Source organism: Mucilaginibacter sp. OK268, assembly GCF_900103125.1.
Taxonomy (GTDB): Bacteria; Bacteroidota; Bacteroidia; order Sphingobacteriales; family Sphingobacteriaceae; genus Mucilaginibacter.
This window is the reverse complement of sequence record NZ_FNJV01000001.1, coordinates 1,318,696-1,335,191: the sequence shown is the minus strand read 5'-3', so window position 1 is coordinate 1,335,191 and position 16,496 is coordinate 1,318,696. Positions and strand designations below refer to the sequence as shown.

The 16,496-nt window shown below is 42.4% G+C and carries 16 protein-coding genes; 3 read left to right on the top strand and 13 right to left on the bottom strand.

What is annotated here, in order from left to right; genetic code table 11:
• Positions 1–144 precede the first annotated feature (144 nt).
• Positions 145–435 carry a hypothetical protein gene (locus BLR84_RS05415; RefSeq protein WP_090465386.1) on the top strand — a complete coding sequence of 97 codons (291 nt, stop codon included), beginning with the start codon at positions 145–147 and terminating at the stop codon, positions 433–435.
• Between the two features lie 27 nt (positions 436–462).
• On the opposite strand, the gene BLR84_RS05410 is transcribed toward BLR84_RS05415, so the two are convergent.
• On the bottom strand, positions 463–1,125 hold the full coding sequence (locus BLR84_RS05410; protein ID WP_176851957.1) for a hypothetical protein: 663 nt from the start codon (positions 1,123–1,125) through the stop codon (positions 463–465).
• 251 nt (positions 1,126–1,376) lie between these two features.
• Here BLR84_RS05410 and BLR84_RS05405 point away from each other — a divergent pair, with 251 nt between their 5' ends.
• Positions 1,377–1,901, top strand: a complete 525-nt coding sequence (locus tag BLR84_RS05405; protein WP_090465381.1) for a DinB family protein — start codon at positions 1,377–1,379, stop codon at positions 1,899–1,901.
• Between the two features lie 139 nt (positions 1,902–2,040).
• On the opposite strand, the gene BLR84_RS05400 is transcribed toward BLR84_RS05405, so the two are convergent.
• From BLR84_RS05400 to BLR84_RS05370, 6 genes are all read right to left on the bottom strand, one after another.
• Positions 2,041–3,003 carry a hypothetical protein gene (locus BLR84_RS05400; RefSeq protein WP_090465378.1) on the bottom strand — a complete coding sequence of 321 codons (963 nt, stop codon included), beginning with the start codon at positions 3,001–3,003 and terminating at the stop codon, positions 2,041–2,043.
• 113 nt (positions 3,004–3,116) lie between these two features.
• Positions 3,117–4,973: a Fe-S protein assembly chaperone HscA gene (gene hscA / locus BLR84_RS05395; protein ID WP_090465375.1), complete on the bottom strand. Its 1,857-nt coding sequence runs from the start codon at positions 4,971–4,973 to the stop codon at positions 3,117–3,119.
• Positions 4,974–5,139: 166 nt separating this feature from the next.
• Positions 5,140–6,459 (bottom strand): MFS transporter, encoded by a 1,320-nt coding sequence (locus BLR84_RS05390; protein WP_090465373.1) that lies wholly within the window; start codon positions 6,457–6,459, stop codon positions 5,140–5,142.
• A 101-nt stretch (positions 6,460–6,560) separates the two neighbouring features.
• On the bottom strand, positions 6,561–7,370 hold the full coding sequence (locus BLR84_RS05385) for an SDR family oxidoreductase (RefSeq protein WP_090465370.1): 810 nt from the start codon (positions 7,368–7,370) through the stop codon (positions 6,561–6,563).
• Between the two features lie 426 nt (positions 7,371–7,796).
• Positions 7,797–8,603 carry a polysaccharide biosynthesis/export family protein gene (locus tag BLR84_RS05375; RefSeq protein WP_090465364.1) on the bottom strand — a complete coding sequence of 269 codons (807 nt, stop codon included), beginning with the start codon at positions 8,601–8,603 and terminating at the stop codon, positions 7,797–7,799.
• A gap of 4 nt (positions 8,604–8,607) precedes the next feature.
• A complete protein-coding gene (locus BLR84_RS05370; protein ID WP_090465362.1) occupies positions 8,608–9,768 on the bottom strand; it encodes a DUF1972 domain-containing protein in 1,161 nt (386 codons plus the stop codon).
• A 265-nt stretch (positions 9,769–10,033) separates the two neighbouring features.
• Between BLR84_RS05370 and BLR84_RS05365 the strand changes: the two genes are divergently transcribed.
• Positions 10,034–10,702, top strand: coding sequence for an acyltransferase (locus tag BLR84_RS05365; protein ID WP_090465359.1), 669 nt, complete (start codon positions 10,034–10,036; stop codon positions 10,700–10,702).
• Here BLR84_RS05365 and BLR84_RS30545 read toward each other — a convergent pair.
• The 6 genes from BLR84_RS30545 to BLR84_RS05335 form a co-directional block, all read right to left on the bottom strand.
• A complete protein-coding gene (locus BLR84_RS30545) occupies positions 10,699–10,971 on the bottom strand; it encodes a DapH/DapD/GlmU-related protein (protein ID WP_369829174.1) in 273 nt (90 codons plus the stop codon). The genes BLR84_RS05365 and BLR84_RS30545 overlap by 4 nt on opposite strands.
• Before the next feature lie 297 nt (positions 10,972–11,268).
• Positions 11,269–11,994 carry an acyltransferase gene (locus tag BLR84_RS05355; RefSeq protein ID WP_143013832.1) on the bottom strand — a complete coding sequence of 242 codons (726 nt, stop codon included), beginning with the start codon at positions 11,992–11,994 and terminating at the stop codon, positions 11,269–11,271.
• Positions 11,978–13,120, bottom strand: coding sequence for a glycosyltransferase family 4 protein (locus tag BLR84_RS05350; RefSeq protein WP_090465353.1), 1,143 nt, complete (start codon positions 13,118–13,120; stop codon positions 11,978–11,980). Before BLR84_RS05350 ends, BLR84_RS05355 begins: the two co-directional genes overlap by 17 nt.
• Position 13,121: 1 nt before the next feature.
• Positions 13,122–14,423 carry a glycosyltransferase gene (locus tag BLR84_RS05345; RefSeq protein WP_090465350.1) on the bottom strand — a complete coding sequence of 434 codons (1,302 nt, stop codon included), beginning with the start codon at positions 14,421–14,423 and terminating at the stop codon, positions 13,122–13,124.
• A 28-nt stretch (positions 14,424–14,451) separates the two neighbouring features.
• Positions 14,452–15,213 (bottom strand): glycosyltransferase family 2 protein, encoded by a 762-nt coding sequence (locus tag BLR84_RS05340; RefSeq protein WP_176851956.1) that lies wholly within the window; start codon positions 15,211–15,213, stop codon positions 14,452–14,454.
• Positions 15,214–15,224: 11 nt separating this feature from the next.
• On the bottom strand, positions 15,225–16,490 hold the full coding sequence (locus tag BLR84_RS05335; protein WP_090465344.1) for a hypothetical protein: 1,266 nt from the start codon (positions 16,488–16,490) through the stop codon (positions 15,225–15,227).
• Positions 16,491–16,496 lie beyond the last annotated feature (6 nt).

Here is a 16,496-nt window from a genome sequence, read left to right as displayed (position 1 = left end):
CGAAAAATCTTTTACGCGGGACATATCGATCGCAAAAAAATTCCTCCCTCCGTGCAAGGCTTTTCATATAACTAATCCAAATTCTAAACAATTTTTATTTTTTAGAGTTAATGAGGTATACTTTAAATTAAAAAACACAACAGTATGGATAAGTTAAAGAAGTTTGGACTGATGGAGAAAATTGTCCATGAATTGGAAGACCTGAAGAATAGTCAGCAGGCTATTATCACCAAGCTGGCTAAAATTGAAGTAGACAACATAGAACTGGGCGATAAAAGACTGGAAAAGGACCTTCCGGACATGCACCAGCGCGTAGCCGACAACCTGGACAACATCGCCAGCATCCTGGAAGATTTTGCCAATCAGACAGACGCCTTCAGCGATAAGAACAACATCCAGGCGCTGAAAGAACAAGACGCCATCAACAAACTATAAAAAATTCAGATCCCCGGAAACGGGGATCTATTTTTTTGCAGCCTTTGCTGCATTGTGGTTGTACTTTTTAATGGCTTTGTAATAGTTTTTCTTTTGAATATTTTCAAGGGCATCAATATCTTGCCCTACCATATTTTTCAAATTCTCTTCGTTAAACTTTTCAATAGCCCCATTATTGAGCTGTATACCCACAATAGTAGAAGGGTCAAAAATTTGGGTATCTCCCTCTTCACTTAAACAAGAGTACGCATTTATTGGTCCCGATATCACTTTAAACATCCAGCAACTATCTTTGGCAATACCGTTAAAGAACCGCGGCGGTGGCGCTACATAATCTGCCCGGTTAAAGCCTGGCCCCGGCCCGGCCACATCACGCGCTATGCTTACTGTTTGTGATGGATATATTTTTTTATTACGGTTTGGGTCCGACTTAGGGACGCTTTTGTCAACAAAAAGCAGATAGGTTTTATGGGTGGCCGTATCTGAATAGATTTTCGAGCTCACTTCCTTTTTGGAACTATCAGCCATGGTGACGATAAAATTATACTTTAAGTTACCCGGGTTATTGTAATTAAACCTCCCTGCCGCCATCATCATACCCATTTGTTGCCCCTGCCATTGCCTGTTGAGCATGGTATTCAGTGCCCGCATGTTCTGAGCGTTGACATGCTGTGCAAATACAACGATCACAATAGGGGATAAGCATCTATAAATAAATTGCATGCAATAAAACTGCATTTTAAATTGCACATAAACAAATCATAGTGACCTCTTTGCTGCTGAGGACTTTGACCATGCAACCCGCGAGATACGCTATCGTAATTTCGCGGGAGTTTTGACATTAACCGCTAAATCTTTTTTTCATAAATATCTAAATCACAACAGGTTAATTTAATAACTTAGTATCAACCAAAGTTAACCAATCTTAAAACTATCAAATCATGAAAAAACTAACCCTGCTGCTTACCTTTATGGTAACTGTTTTCGCCTGCGCAACAGTGCATGCCCAGGTTACTACCGATCAAATAGTTACCGAATGGCAGCGCGCCAAAAACTTCACCAAAACCTACCTGGATGCCATGCCCGATGATGGTTACAGCTTTAAACCAACTCCAGAAATGAGATCGTTTGCTGGCCAGATGCTGCATTTAACAGATGCCAATTATTTTTTCGCCTCTTCGGTAAGTGGCAAAGCAAGTCCTCTTGGAAAAACATCAGCCGAAAAAACTGTTGAGCAAACAAAAGCCGCTACTACCAAAGCAGTAATGGACAGTTACGATTTTGTGATCAGCTCGATACAGGGCATGACTCCGGCCCAGCTACAGGAAAGCATGAAATTTGGCGGTAAAGATCTGCCAAAAGCTATTGTTTTAGGTAAAGCTTTTGAACATCAGACACACCACCGCGGGCAAACTACGGTTTATCTGCGTTTAAAAGGGGTAACGCCTCCGCCAGAAATGTTATAAAGTATACTATTATATAACGAAAAAGAAATGTCATCTCGAACGAGGTACGAGGAGAGATCTTCTGCAAGCGACATGCAAGTAGTAAAAGATTTCTCCTCGTACCTCGCTCGAAATGACAAAAACGGTGGAATAGCAAACCCTACTGGTATTGTATGTAAATAGGTGCGGGTTTCAGGTTTAAAATCTCTTTGGGGGTAAGCATGCGATGGGGTGCATTCTTGATATCATTTTTATAAAATAGCTTAAAACCGGTAAACTGTACAGGTTCCTGGGCTATGAAATATTTATAGGTACCTTTTTTCAGATCGGGACCGCCCCAGCCGTCCATATCCATCACTACCTGTACCTCGTTGCGCAATTTGATATCCTTATAATTGGTTACCATGCGTTTGGTAAAGCGGTGGATTACAAATATTTTGGGTGGCAGATTGTACTTTTTTACCAGTCCACTTAAATAGCCGGTTACGTAGTTAATATCATCGGCATCAAAAGTACCTATGCGTTTACCCGGTACACTCCCCTCTTTCATAGAAAATTCCGGGTCGATGCCCAGGTGTACGTTGGGCATTTTCATATATTTTTCCAGCAAGGGCAGTTCGGTCTGCATGGTGCTGAAACCTACCTGTATATCTAAAAACACAATAGCATTGATCTGTTTGGCCATATCCAACACCTTGTCGATCTCTCTAAAAGGCATCCGCAGGTTATGCAAACCATTACGACCGGCATCGGCCTGGGCAGTTACACAGATATAATGCAGCGCGGGTACAACCGGTGTAAGGGTATCGGCTTTTTCCCATACTTTAACTTCGCCTTTGAGCTTGGCAAGCATCTCTTTGGGCGCGTATTCGCCCAGTACACCCATATTTTTGGAGTACATATTACCATAATAAGCTACAATGCGGTTGAAGGGCAAAATAGCACCAGGCAAAGGATATGGCGCTTTTTTCACGGGCCATCTGCCGGTTTGATCGCCATTGGCCAGGCGTTTCATCAGCGAATCATATTGCAGGGTATCCAGCGTGGTTACGCTTTTTAGCGTAGTGTCTTTATGGATATAATGAAGGTCATTTGCATAAACCCCATTTAAAGTAAGAGTCAAAAGACAAAAGACAAGAACCAGGAATCTACTTTTTTCAGAACATAACACTTTTTTCTTGATTCTTGACTCTAATATCTTGATTCTCATTATTTGGTTTTCGTTAACACTGTCTATTATTCGATACTCTTACCCTTCATGGCTGTGCTGATAGCCTGATCCATCAGGCGCTCGGCAAAGGGTCTTGTAAACTCATTGATCTCATCAATACGTTTCAGGATGAGGTCTTTATCACCAGATACCAGAGACTCTTTGAGGGCCACCAGGTGTTTATGTGTTTCTGCAGACTCTGCAACCGTAACGTAATTACCGTTCTTTTGCAAAAAGCGTTCCACCACGTATACCGTTTGTTCGCCTTCAGTACGGGCCTCAATCAGCATGCGCTGGGCTACATCGTCTTTGGCGTGGGTTATACTGTCCATCAGCATCTGTTCTACCTGTTCATCTGTAATGCCATAAGTAGGTTTTACTTCTACTTCCTGTTTTACGCCAGAGCGCAGTTCGATAGCTTGTATAGTAAGGATACCATCGGCATTCAGTAAAAAGTTAATATCCACTTTGGGGAAACCGGCCGGCATAGATGGAATACCTTTGAGGTTAAACTCAGCCAGTTTGCGGTTCTCTTTGATCAGGTCGCGTTCACCTTGGTAAACGGCAATCTTCATGTTCACCTGCCCATCAATGGAGGTGGTATATTGCCTGCCGCCTTTGGTAGGTACTTTGGAGTTACGCGGGATGATCACATCCATCAGGCCGCCCATGGTTTCGATACCAAGAGACAGCGGGGTAACATCCAGCAATAAAATATCTTTACGGTTACCGGCCAAAATATCGGCCTGTATAGCGGCGCCCAGGGCCACCACTTCATCAGGATTCACATCATCATGTACCGGGCGACCGAAAAACTCGGCCACCATTTTTTTAACCAGCGCTGTACGGGTTGATCCCCCAACCATAATCACTTCGTCGATTTCTTTGATGGTTAATTTAGCATCCTTCAGCGCATTCTGACAAGCCGTAATGGTTTGCTGTACCTTAGGCATGATCAGCTCTTCGAAAGTAGCACGATCAAGCGTACACCAGATTTCCCCTATCTTTTCATTGAACAGACTTTGGTGCGCGAAGGCTTTTTTAGCTTCTTCGGCTTTCAGGCGCAGTTGTTGGGCCAGTTCGTTATTGGCAATGATCTCAGCTTTGTTCAGCTGGTTTTTCTCGATCCAGTGATCAACAATCAGGCGGTCAAAATCGTCGCCGCCTAAAAAGGTATCGCCATTGGTGGCCAAAACTTCAAAAATACCGTTCTGTATTTGCAGAATAGATACATCAAAAGTACCACCGCCCAGGTCATACACAGCAATGGTTTTGGTTTCTTCGGGATCAAGACCGATACCATAGGCTAAGCTCGCGGCAGTTGGCTCGTTCACGATACGTAATACATCCAGGCCAGCCAGTTTACCAGCGTCACGTGTGGCCTGGCGCTGCGAATCGTTAAAATAGGCAGGCACAGTGATCACCGCACGGTTCACCGGGGTTTTCAGCGCGTGTTCAGCACGGGCTTTTAATTCTTTTAATATCAGTGCCGATAGTTCTATCGGGGTATAAAATTTATCACCAACCTTAATCTTCACCAGGCTTTCGGTATCATCGTCGATAACCTTGTACGAGAAAAAGTCTTTATAATTTTCGATATCATGGTAGCTGCGGCCCAGCAGGCGTTTTACCGAGAAAACGGTATTCTGCGGATCGGTTATCAGAAACTCTTTAGCCTCATTACCTACCAAAACATCACCGGTTGGCCCGAAATGCACAACAGAAGGCACCAGGACACCTTTACCCGTATCATTAATAACCCGCGGATCTTTATCAGGGTTGATGAATGCCACTAAGGAATTGGTGGTACCCAGATCGATACCCACAATAATATCTTCTTTTTGTATGGAACCTGTTGCCAGGTTGATAGAAACTTTAGCCATGGTAGTCAATTAACAAGCCGCAAATGTACTTAGTTTTGAGGGATGCTGTGTCTTTTGAATGTGTAATTATAAAAAATGCTTTATTTACGAAAAGAGACGCATGTGATGCGTCTCTACAAAAAGGTAAAAATGTAGAGACGCATCACATGCGTCTCCCAAAATGCAACTACGCCGCTAAAGATTCTGCCGACCTAACCCTCGCCTCAACTACGATTAACGACAATAACAGTATCAGACCCATGGCAAAAAAGCCATCGAGCATTAAGGCAGAATCGCGCATTTCATGAGTCACTGATTCTACAAAACCGAATGCGAATAGGCCCACTACGATTGACAGTTTTTCGGTAACGTCATAAAAACTAAAATAGGAAGCCGTATCCGGGATATTGGCTGGGATATACTTAGAAAATGTTGATCGTGATAATGACTGTACGCCCCCCATAACTAGTCCTACCACTACCGCAGCGGCATAAAACTGGTGGGCATTGGCCACAAAATAAACACTGCCGCATATCAGGCACCAGATACCAACTATACCCGCCAGCACTTTGGTGTTACCATATTTAGCCGACATCTTAGCGGTTATAGCAGCGCCGATGATAGCCACTATCTGTATAAGCAGAATGATAATGATCAGATCTTCCTCAGGCATTTTTAGTTCTTTAGCCCCGAAATTGGCAGCCACCAGCAAAATGGTTTGTACTCCTACTGAGTAAAAGAAAAAGGCGGGCAAAAACCGTTTTAATAAAGGCAGCTGCTTTACTTTTCGCCAAACCTTGCCCAGCTCCTTAAATCCGCCGGTTAACACATTATATTCATGCGAACCTGCGTTAGGTTGCCCTTTAGGCAGCATATAAAAAGCAATGAACGAAAAGCCTATCCACCAGATACCTACAATGAGGAATGATAAACGTGCAGCAACATCATCGGTAATACCAAATGTTTTAGGCGATAATACAAACACAAAGCAAAGCACCTGCACCACAATACTACCGGCAAAGCCATAAATAAACCCTTTTGCACTCACGGCGTCCTGCTGATCTACCGTGGCGATTTGCGGCAGATACGAGTTATAGAACACGAAACCACCGCAATAACCTATTGATGCCAAACCATAGCAAACCATACTAAAGGTAAAGGTGTTCATGGTGAAAAAGAACATACCTGCGCAGGCCAGGCTCCCCATCCAGGTAAACAGCTGCATGTACAGTTTCTTATGGCCCTTGTAGTCGGCAATGGAGGTAAGTATTGGTAGCAGAACTACGATAATCAAATACGACAGACCCAATACATAGGTAGATAACACGGTATTGATATACCGGTGACCAAAAAAGGTTACCATAGCGCCCGGATTTTTATCCTGGGTAATAGCCACATAATAAGCCGGGAATATGGTTGATAGGATCACCATATTATAAGCCTGGTTGGCCCAATCAAACATGGCCCAGGCCCAAATGGTTTTCTTGTTGTTTTTTACTGTTTCCATTGTAATGGTAAGTGGTTAAGTGGGGAGTAGTGAGTGGTTAACGGGGGCTCCATTTTATACATTAGCCAACCATTCACCACTCACTACTCCCACTCACCAAATTATTTTATCCCGTAATGATCATTCATCAGCTTTACAAATATGGAGCCCGGCAGTATGGCTTTAAGTGTAGGCACAATGGTTTGACCCAATGCCCCTACCAGGTAGTTATGCGCCGGTTTTGATTTAGCCACTATTTTACAAACCTGATCGGCCACTTTGCTGGCTTCGCCACCAATGCTTTCGTCTTTTTCCATGCTGGCTACGGCTGCTTCAAACTCTTTTTTCAGCTGCTCATTTGGCAAGGTAAAAGGCACTTTTTCGCGGCTGCCGGTAAAATCGGTTTTAAAGTCGCCCGGATTTACCACGGCAACTTTAACGCCCGTGTTTTGCAATTCCATGCGTAAGCTTTGTGAATATCCTTCAATAGCGAATTTTGAGGCACTATATAAACCCTGGTACGGCAAACCAAACAAACCGGCCAATGAACTAATGTTGATCACCAGGCCCTGTTTTTTCTCAATCATACCGGGTAACACGGCGCTGTTTACACGTACCACACCAAAAAAGTTCACTTCGAACTGTTTTTTGGCATCATCAACCTGCACAGCGTATAAAGGCGCGGCAATACCGTTACCGGCATTATTTACCACCACATCTATACGACCTTCGGCTTTGAGGATGGTGGCGATGGCCGCGTTTACCGAGGCATCATTAGTAACATCCATCTCCAGGGGAGTAAACGATACATTGCTGATGCGTTTCAGGTCGCGACTGGTGCCGTAAACTGTATGTCCCTGGGCCGATAGTGCGCTAGCCGTAGCCCGGCCCAAACCAGAGGATGCTCCGGTTACTAAAATTATTTTCTTCATTTTATTGATTAATATCTTGTGCTTTACGTTCGACTTTCGAGCCGTGAAAATAGGATTTTATCAGGTTATAAATTTATAAATATTGCACATTAAAGAAAGTATTGATCATGCAAAGGATTTATCATTTTTTAATTAAATTTTCTTTTTAAAAAGAAAGGCATGGTTTAGGGTCGGCCATATTGGGTAAGCTGGCCGATAGCACCAGCATTAGCTATGTATTTCACGTATGCGCCTTTTTACCCCTCATTGGTATACTTACCGCTTTTTTACCCAACCTTGAAATAAAAAAGAAAAAAACTGGCTTAAACCATAGATCCGGAAAGCGGGCAATTCTTCAAAAAAAACAGATCCCCAGGCAAGCTATGCCTGGGGATCATACTTTGTAGGTAGTGCAAACAGTAATCAGGTTTCAGATGTAGGGCTAACTTATTTTCTAAGTGTAAGAATAATTAAAGCCGTATTCAGTAAAAGCAAAGCCGGCTGGGCAATGGTAGTAATGTTCTGTAATTTATCATTACGTATAGCGCGCCTGTTTTGTTCCACATAAATGATATCCTGATTTTGGACAATGGTTTCGGGGTTTGATAAAGATGCCACATCATCAAGGTCAACCTCAATGATCTGTTTGCTTTGCAGCCCTCCACCCCTCACTATTCTCACCTTTTTTTCGTTACCTTTTTCGGTAAGTCCACCTGCTTCACCCAATATTTCCATCAGGGTGGTTTCATCTTTCAGCAAGGGATAATTACCAGGTCTTTTTACCTCTCCTACCAATGTAGCCTTCAAATTGATCACCTTAACTTCTATAATTGGATTTTTAAGCACATTTTTCCGGTACAGGTCGTCCAGCTTATTTGATGTTTCCAACCTTGATAAACCCGCTACCTGTACTCGTCCAATTACCGGCAGTGCAATGGTACCATCGCTTTCAACCTGGTAATCCAATGCCTGGGTACTACCTCCGGATGATGCCTGATCTGTACTGCTGGCGGCACTGGCCTCGTCGGTAATTAATTTAATGCTCTGCAAATTCCGAACCCGTAAAATATCGCCTGCTTTAATTTTATACTCAGCGATCTTGTAATCCTCCATTTTTACAGGAGCAGCCTGCGCTTTGGAGTTTTGTTCAAAATAGGCCTGGTTCTGTTTGTATGAACATGAACCCAAAAGCATAGTAAGGGCGCTTACCGCAAAAAGTACCGGTAAATAGCTTAGTAATCTATTAATTCGCATTGATCTATAAATTTTCTAAAAGGAATGATACTTCAGGATTAACCGTTTTGGGTTGATAAACTTTCCCGCGTTCTGCCATGATCGATTCAAAATGATCTGCATATAAATCGATGATCTTGTCGCAGGTATAAAGCTCAGTTATTTTTTGTTTGTTGTTCTCCATTAACTGGATAAAGCGAGCCTCTGTTTTGTTACCGGTAAGCAGATGGAACACCACATCATCGGCATCTGTAAAATACAGGGCATCGTTTTCAAGAATGGCACGGTTAAATTTATTATCATTTGAGCAGATCAAACTGTTTGATGCCATAGCCTCTAACAGCGACGGATTGGTACCGCCTACAGTATGACCATGAAAATATAAGTTAGAATAATATCTTAAATTATTAAGCTTATTCATATTATATACACCACCGCAGAATTTAATATTATCATAATATGCAAATTTCGCTTTTAAATAAGTACCAAAATCATTATTAGTACTACCCACTACCAAAAACTCACGGTTGATACCGGCCTTAACTACCCCATCTAAGATGGTTTCGATACTATTTTCGGGTTCCATGCGGGCAACCAACATGTCGTATTGGTTGGCTGTCAACTTAAATTCCTCCAGTACCGAAGAATCGGGCTGATCAAATATATCGGCCCCATAAGCTATATAGGTTGATTTTTTATTGTACTTGTTCTCAAGATATCTTTGGATCTCTACAGAATCAGCTATCAGATGATCACTGTAGCGTACAGCCAGTTTTTCGGCAAATCTTAAAAACGCCTGAACCGGTTTGGAGTATTTTGATCTTTTCCACTCCAGGCCGTCCATATTGGTGGTAACCACAGTATTTCTGGGTAAAAGCCAGCCCCAGACAGAACTGCTGGTATACCCTAATTGAAGAATAATGTCAAGCTTTTTTTTCTTTAAATCTTTTATGCAGTTATAGTCGTATAAAAACTGACCTGCTGTTCCCAGTTTGAACTCCGGGTCGTAACAGTGGCATATTTCAACAGAATTCCAGGTTTTTTCCTGGTACGGATGGTTATGAGAATTATAAACAACTACCTCATAACCTTTTTTGACCAAGCCTGCAGCCAAATATTCAGCGCATTGTTCAAAACCGCCGTAATGGTTCGGAATACCCCTGGTTCCAATGATAGCTATACGCATAATAATATATATTTAATACCTTAATCAATAATAGATCAATATTTTAGGGCTCTGGCCATCAGTTTATGTCTTCTGATCGAACCATGTATAATTATACGTAGAAACACAGGCAAAAGCTTCGTTTGTAAGCTATGTGAACAAACAGGATGTTAAAAACACGAGTGAACAAAATAAACAGGAAAGTAGAGCTGATTATAGAAAAACATTATATTTTTCAATAAAAATTTATTATACTTATATGTATTACGCCCCTAAATAATAATTAATGATCAAAGTATTCAAATTCCTGAGGAGGATCAATTTAAAGAGCATCATTTTTAACTTCAGATATTTCCCTTTTAAAACCGCCATCAAATTCCCGGTATTAATATCACGCAACGTGTTCCTGCACAAAACAAAAGGCAGGGTAATTATCAACGCGCCTATCAGAACCGCCTTGATACAGATTGGTTATGGCGCTATTGGAATTACCGACTTTAAAAGATCAAGGGCGGTATGGGAAGTAGACGGGGATGTTATTTTTAATGGCAGGGCTTTTATTATGCATGGCTGCAAAATCAACGTTTTTAAAAATGCTGAGCTTATTTTTGGCGACGATTTTAACATGAGTACAGAATGCGCCATTGTAGCTGCCAAAAAAATAGTAATTGGCGACCACAGCGGTATATCATGGGAATCACTCGTAATGGATACCGATTTTCATCACATTGCCGACGAAGCAACCGGCGAAGTTTTTAACCACCCAAAAGAGGTTATTATTGGCGATAATGTTTGGGTGGGTTGTAAATGCACCATTTTAAAAGGAGCGGTAATACCATCGGGCAGTGTGGTAGCAGCCAACTCCATGGTAACCAAACCATTGAGCGGCGAAAATTCCATTTTTGGCGGCAACCCAATGCGCGTATTGAAAACCGGAATTAAATGGTGGTATTAAATAATGGGTAAAACCGCGTCGCTTAAATCGTAAGTAAGATTTTCATTTCGTTTGGCTATGGGTTTGGCAGGTACGCCACCAACCACCGTATAGGGTGGCACATTGCGGGTAACTACCGCGCCAGCGGCAACCACAGCACCTTTACCAATGGTAACACCCGGTAAAATAACGGTACGCGAACATAACCAAACATAATCTTCAATTACTACCGGTTGCCCTGTCTGTGCAAAATCAGGACTATTATAGTCATGATGAAGCGTCCAGATCATCACCTCATTACTGATGTTTACATTATTACCAATGGTTAAACCCATACGCGCATCCAGCAAAGCGTTGTGCCCCACTATGGTACCAGCCCCAATGCTCAATTTCCATGGGCTCCTTACTTCAAAGCCCCTGTACAAGCCAACCTTCCAGCTTATTTTAGCTTTTAACATGCGTAGCAAAAATATCCTTAGCGTATGGAACGGTAGCCAGCCTATGATGCCACATACCATGTACAATACCGAGCCTTTGAGTTTTGCCATATTATTTGCGGGCATAATTTTGATTTAGGAGTTATGATTTTATACTGGTACTTCCTGGCTAAGCAACTCGCCGCGTTTCTTTAAAACTTTAGCGGGCACCCCGGCCACTACCGAATGGGGCGCCACCGTTTTGGTAACAATACTACCGGCGGCTATTACGCAACCTTCGCCTATGGTTACACCCGCTAATATGGTTACACCGGCACCTATCCAGCAATTGTCATGGATAAAAACACCATTCCGGGTTACACCCTGATCCTTGATATTGATGTTAAAATCAGAAAAGTTGTGGTTCTCTGAAAATATTTTAACCCCGGGGCCAATGATCACATTATCGCCAATTTCAATACCTCCCTGACCGCCTAAATAAGTACCCGCGTTAATACCGCTGCAATTACCCACAATGATCCCTTTACCTTTTTGAGCGATGACACCGGTACAGATCAGCGTACAGTTACGGGCAATAGAAACATTGTTTTTGATCCGGATGCCTTCGGACGATAAGGCATTAATATAAACATGATCTTCAATAATGAGGTTTTTACCTGCCGAAAACAGATAAGGGTGCTTGATATTTACATGCGACCCAATGAATACCAAACCATCCGAGCTTTTAAAAAACATCCGCTTCCATGCACCACGGGATAATTGCCGGCCCCTGCCCCATAAAATAACCGACAGCTCCCGCAAACTATAGTCATTCTCGAACTTATAATCCGGGTTATTTTTAAGCCTGCGTATTACCTTTTCAATTAATGTATGCATCGCCTATTAATTTTAATATTCCATTTGCCGATAGTTGCCAGGAGAATTTCTTGGCATGGTCAATCCCTTCCAACACTTTTTTCTGGTACAGCACCGTATCGTTTAGCAAAAAATTGATCTTTTCGGCAATATCTTCGGGATGATCGGGATCAATATATATAGCCGCATCTCCGCAAACCTCCGGCATAGCGGTACGTCGCGATACCACAACCGGCACCCCGCATTGCATAGCTTCCAGTGGTGGCAGGCCAAAACCTTCGGCAAATGAGGGGAAACAGAAAACGGTGGCATTGGCGTAGATCAGATACAGATCTTCTTCGGGAACATGTCCGGTGAAGATAACCCGGTGCGAAAGCCCTTCGACCTGAATATGATCTTTCAGTAAATCGATATCACTGCCCAGCTCACCGGCAACCACCAGTTTAATAGCCTTATCATCCAGCAGGTTCAGGGCGCTAACCAGGTGAAATATATTTTTGCGGATGTTCACACGCCCTACGTATAACAGGTATTTGGCGGGCAGATTATACTTATGCATAAAAGCGCTTACACTGTCATCGGCATAGTTAGCTAATGTTTTAAAAGCATGGTTGATGCCGTGGTAAACAACAGCTATCCTGTTTTCGCCGGCAACGTTATTTTTAACCAACCGCTCCTTTTCTGAATTGGATATGGTAATGATCATATCGGCCTTGGCGGCTAAACGCTTCATTTTACTGAAATACGCGATCTCCGAACCCGAATAATACTGCGGATAATCTAAAAACAAAACATCATGTATGTAAACTATTTTGCATAATTTATTGTTCCACAGACTACTGAAATTTTGAAACAGCACCGCCTGCAGGCCATATACCCGGGCTATTAAAGGCACCAGCAACATGTTGGATAACATATTGGGGATAACCGGCAAAAAAATGAGTTTTACGGATGAAGGAAAATATGCGAGCGCCTGTTTTTTACAATCGCGGGTAATGAGCAGGTAAAGCTGAAACTGATCATTAGGGTTATTCACCATCTCGTTCACCAGGTTTTTCACCACCATGTTGCCACTCGGCGGCCCTTTGAAAAACCACTTGGCATCAATACCTAATTTGATTGTTTTATGTTGACGGTTGGCAAGCATATCAGGCAGTTAATGGGGTTAGTTTGGGTGATAAATCATAACGTTTTTCACGTACCTGAATAGCCTCTTCATACATACTGTTCAACCTGGCCAGCCTGTTATCCCAGCTATGATCGGCAGCGCATATTAATGTTGTTTGTGCCAGATCAACCAGTTTATGCGGATTTACCAGCACATCCTCCAGGGCAGCGCTCATATTATTGACGATAGTATCGTAGACATCCAGTTTTATTTTGATGCCGCATTTATTACAGATCACGTTACCCATACCGCAATGATCCATAGTTAGGGTAGGTACACCATAAGTTAAAGCCTCAAATATCACAGCCGGATTATCTTCGGCTATACTGGTGATGATGTGCAGATGAGCCCCCGACATCACACGGATAGCATCCGGCCGGGGTATGTGGCCATGCCATACCAGGTGATCGGTTAATTTTAGCTCAGCGGCCTTTTGCTGTAACTTTTCTTTTAGCGGACCATTGCCCAATACGTGCAACTTCCAGTTATTCTGTTTAACTTTTGCCAGGACATCAAGGCACATGCTAAAGTTTTTACGTTCGATAAGCGTGCCCGACCATACCAGCTGAACCTGTTGGTTGATGTGATCAAACTTTGACTCATCCAAAAAAGTATGATTAACGATGCCTTGTTCGGATAGATAATAACTTTCCACTCCAAATTTTTCGCGAATGGTTTGCTGCCCGGCAGAGGTAGCTGCCACCAGTACATCAGCCTGCAAAAATGCTTCCCTGATGCGTTTTGAATAATTTAACTGGATATGGTTGATCGTGTTTTTTACATTGAATTTCAATCGAGTTGAAAAAGGTTTCCCTTTCAGCAACTCTGGGTTGATGATGTTCATGCCGCCTATTGGCCCCCAAACTGTTGGTTTATTCAGCTTCCATAAAAAGCCGGGCTCACGGTAGCCGATAGGCCCTAACTGGTGCACTACATCAATATCAACGGTTTTTAAAACTTCGCGGGCGACACTCAACGCCTTTTTTTGCCACAAATAGTAGGCAAAGTAAAAGAACCAGCCCAGGCCGGCTTTATCTAACAAGGTAATTGCTTTGGCCAAACGCCCAGGCTGTACCTCGATAAATTGAACTGAAGCTAAAGGCGTTTCCTCCACGTATTTTTTCATGGTTTGGGTATCGCCCATAAAATTATCAGACATACCATAAACCACCCATACCTCATGCTGACTGGCCAGATGGGTTACCGTATTCCAGGCGGCACCATACTCAGAACCTCTAAAAGGAGATATTGCATAAGCCGATATAAGTATCTTTTTTTTCATGACAGGGGTATCAGGTTTTTCGCTTATCTCAGTTTAATTGTGTTCTTAGCGGATCTTTGTAAAAATATTTCCAGCGCAAGCGGTTCAAATAATTAAAGAGCCAGGAATTAAAATAATTGAGACCTTTTAAGTGCCGGCGCATTACAGCAAGTTCTTCATGGTGCATTTTCACGGTATCGTTACTTACCCCATCCATACGCATATAAGCTACGGTTTCATCAATATGTGCAATTTCAAAACCATTATATTTTATCCGCAGAAACATATCAAAGTCCATCGCTATTTTCAGACTGATATCATACTTGCCTGTTTTTTGGTAAACTTCTTTTCGGATAAAACAGGTGGGATGCATAATGTACATTCCAAAATTCAACCAGCCTACTTTGCTCTTTTTTTCACGCTCAAATCCATTTTTACCTATCAGCATAATGTTACCACAACGTACATCATCCTTCGCCGAGCCCCTGTTCATCATCACTTCCACCGCATCAAGGGCATACCAATCATCAGCATTGATCATCCCTATCCAATCGCCGGTAGCCATGGCTATACCCTTATTAAAGCCATCAGCTATACCTTTATCGGGCTCACTGATGAAGCGGCTTACCCGCTCCTTGTACATATTGATCACTTTTAAAGTACCATCGGTTGAGCCACCATCAACAATAATATATTCGATATTGTGATAGGTTTGATTGATCACGCTCAGGATGGTATCTTCAATAGTAGCAACTGCATTATATACAACCGTAATAATGGTAACTTTGGGGGTATTTAAATGTGTTTCCATTTTTATATCCATTAAGCGGCTTCAAACTGATAGGCCTGCACTTTTTCTTTTTCACGTTGTTCCTGTTTAAAAACCAGCGAGTTGAAATTGAGGTAACTATAGCCTAATGTGATCATCACAATACACATTTCGGCATTAAATAACGCGGTAACAATATAATTGGTAAGCAGCAGACTAAATATGCAACCAATACTCAAAGCAGCGAACAGCCTGATAGCCGGTTTGGCCGTACTATCGGCGTACTTTCGCCAGTTTTTGATGATCAGTCTAAAAAATATCACGATATAGGTAAATACACCTGCTATACCCATTTTTACCAGCAGATAAAGCCAGCCATTATGCAAAACCGGAATAAACTGAAAATCGGTATCCTCGCCCAGGCGTACAAAGGTTTTCAGATCGACGGTTTTACCTAAGCCTCCAAATATCCAGTCTTTGGTATCGCCCTCCATATAGCTCTTCAACGCCATGAACGATTCATAGCCACGGTATTTCATATTGATATCCTGCTCGGTATTATAATCGCCCATTTTTAGCTCATTAAATGAACCCAGCAATTTGCTCATAAAAGTTTCGGACGAGGTAGCCTGAAAAATATCGGTCGGTATCAAGGCGATCAGCATAACCAGGAAGAAGATAGTGGGGATTATCCAGATCTTTTTAACCTTATCAGCCACCATGAGCAGGGCAAAACATACCATGATGATAAAGTAGGTACGGGAGGCACACATGTAAATCCCAAATGCGTTTACGGCCATAAATAATTTAAACCAGTGAGGTTTAAACAACCTGATATTAAACTTCCAGGTAAACAGCAAACACGCCAATCCCATTGGGGGGCCGGGAGCACCTACAATACCCATGGCATAGTGGGCCGAGTATGGATCGAATAAAGCGCTGATCCCCATGTAGGATACCGATATGGCCGTTACCAATACCGATGTGATCAGCCCTGCGTAAACCAGCGTTTTTAAGAATTTTTCGATATCAAGCCGGCAGGCCAGTACAATACCCGACAGTATAAACAGCACAGGTATACTGAAGTAGTAGAAATCTTTTACGATAAGATAATTATCGTTCTCATAACCAACTATCAGGGCGAATAACACGGGCAATAATAAAATGGCAAAAACACGGGCGGCTTTAACAGCGGCCAAACGATGTTTTAAGGGCATAAAAATGATCAGCAACGCAATAACTATTACTATGGCCTGCATATGAAAAAACGAGGCCATAATAAGCACCAGCAATAAAAGTGGATATATACGATTGATCATTTTCCT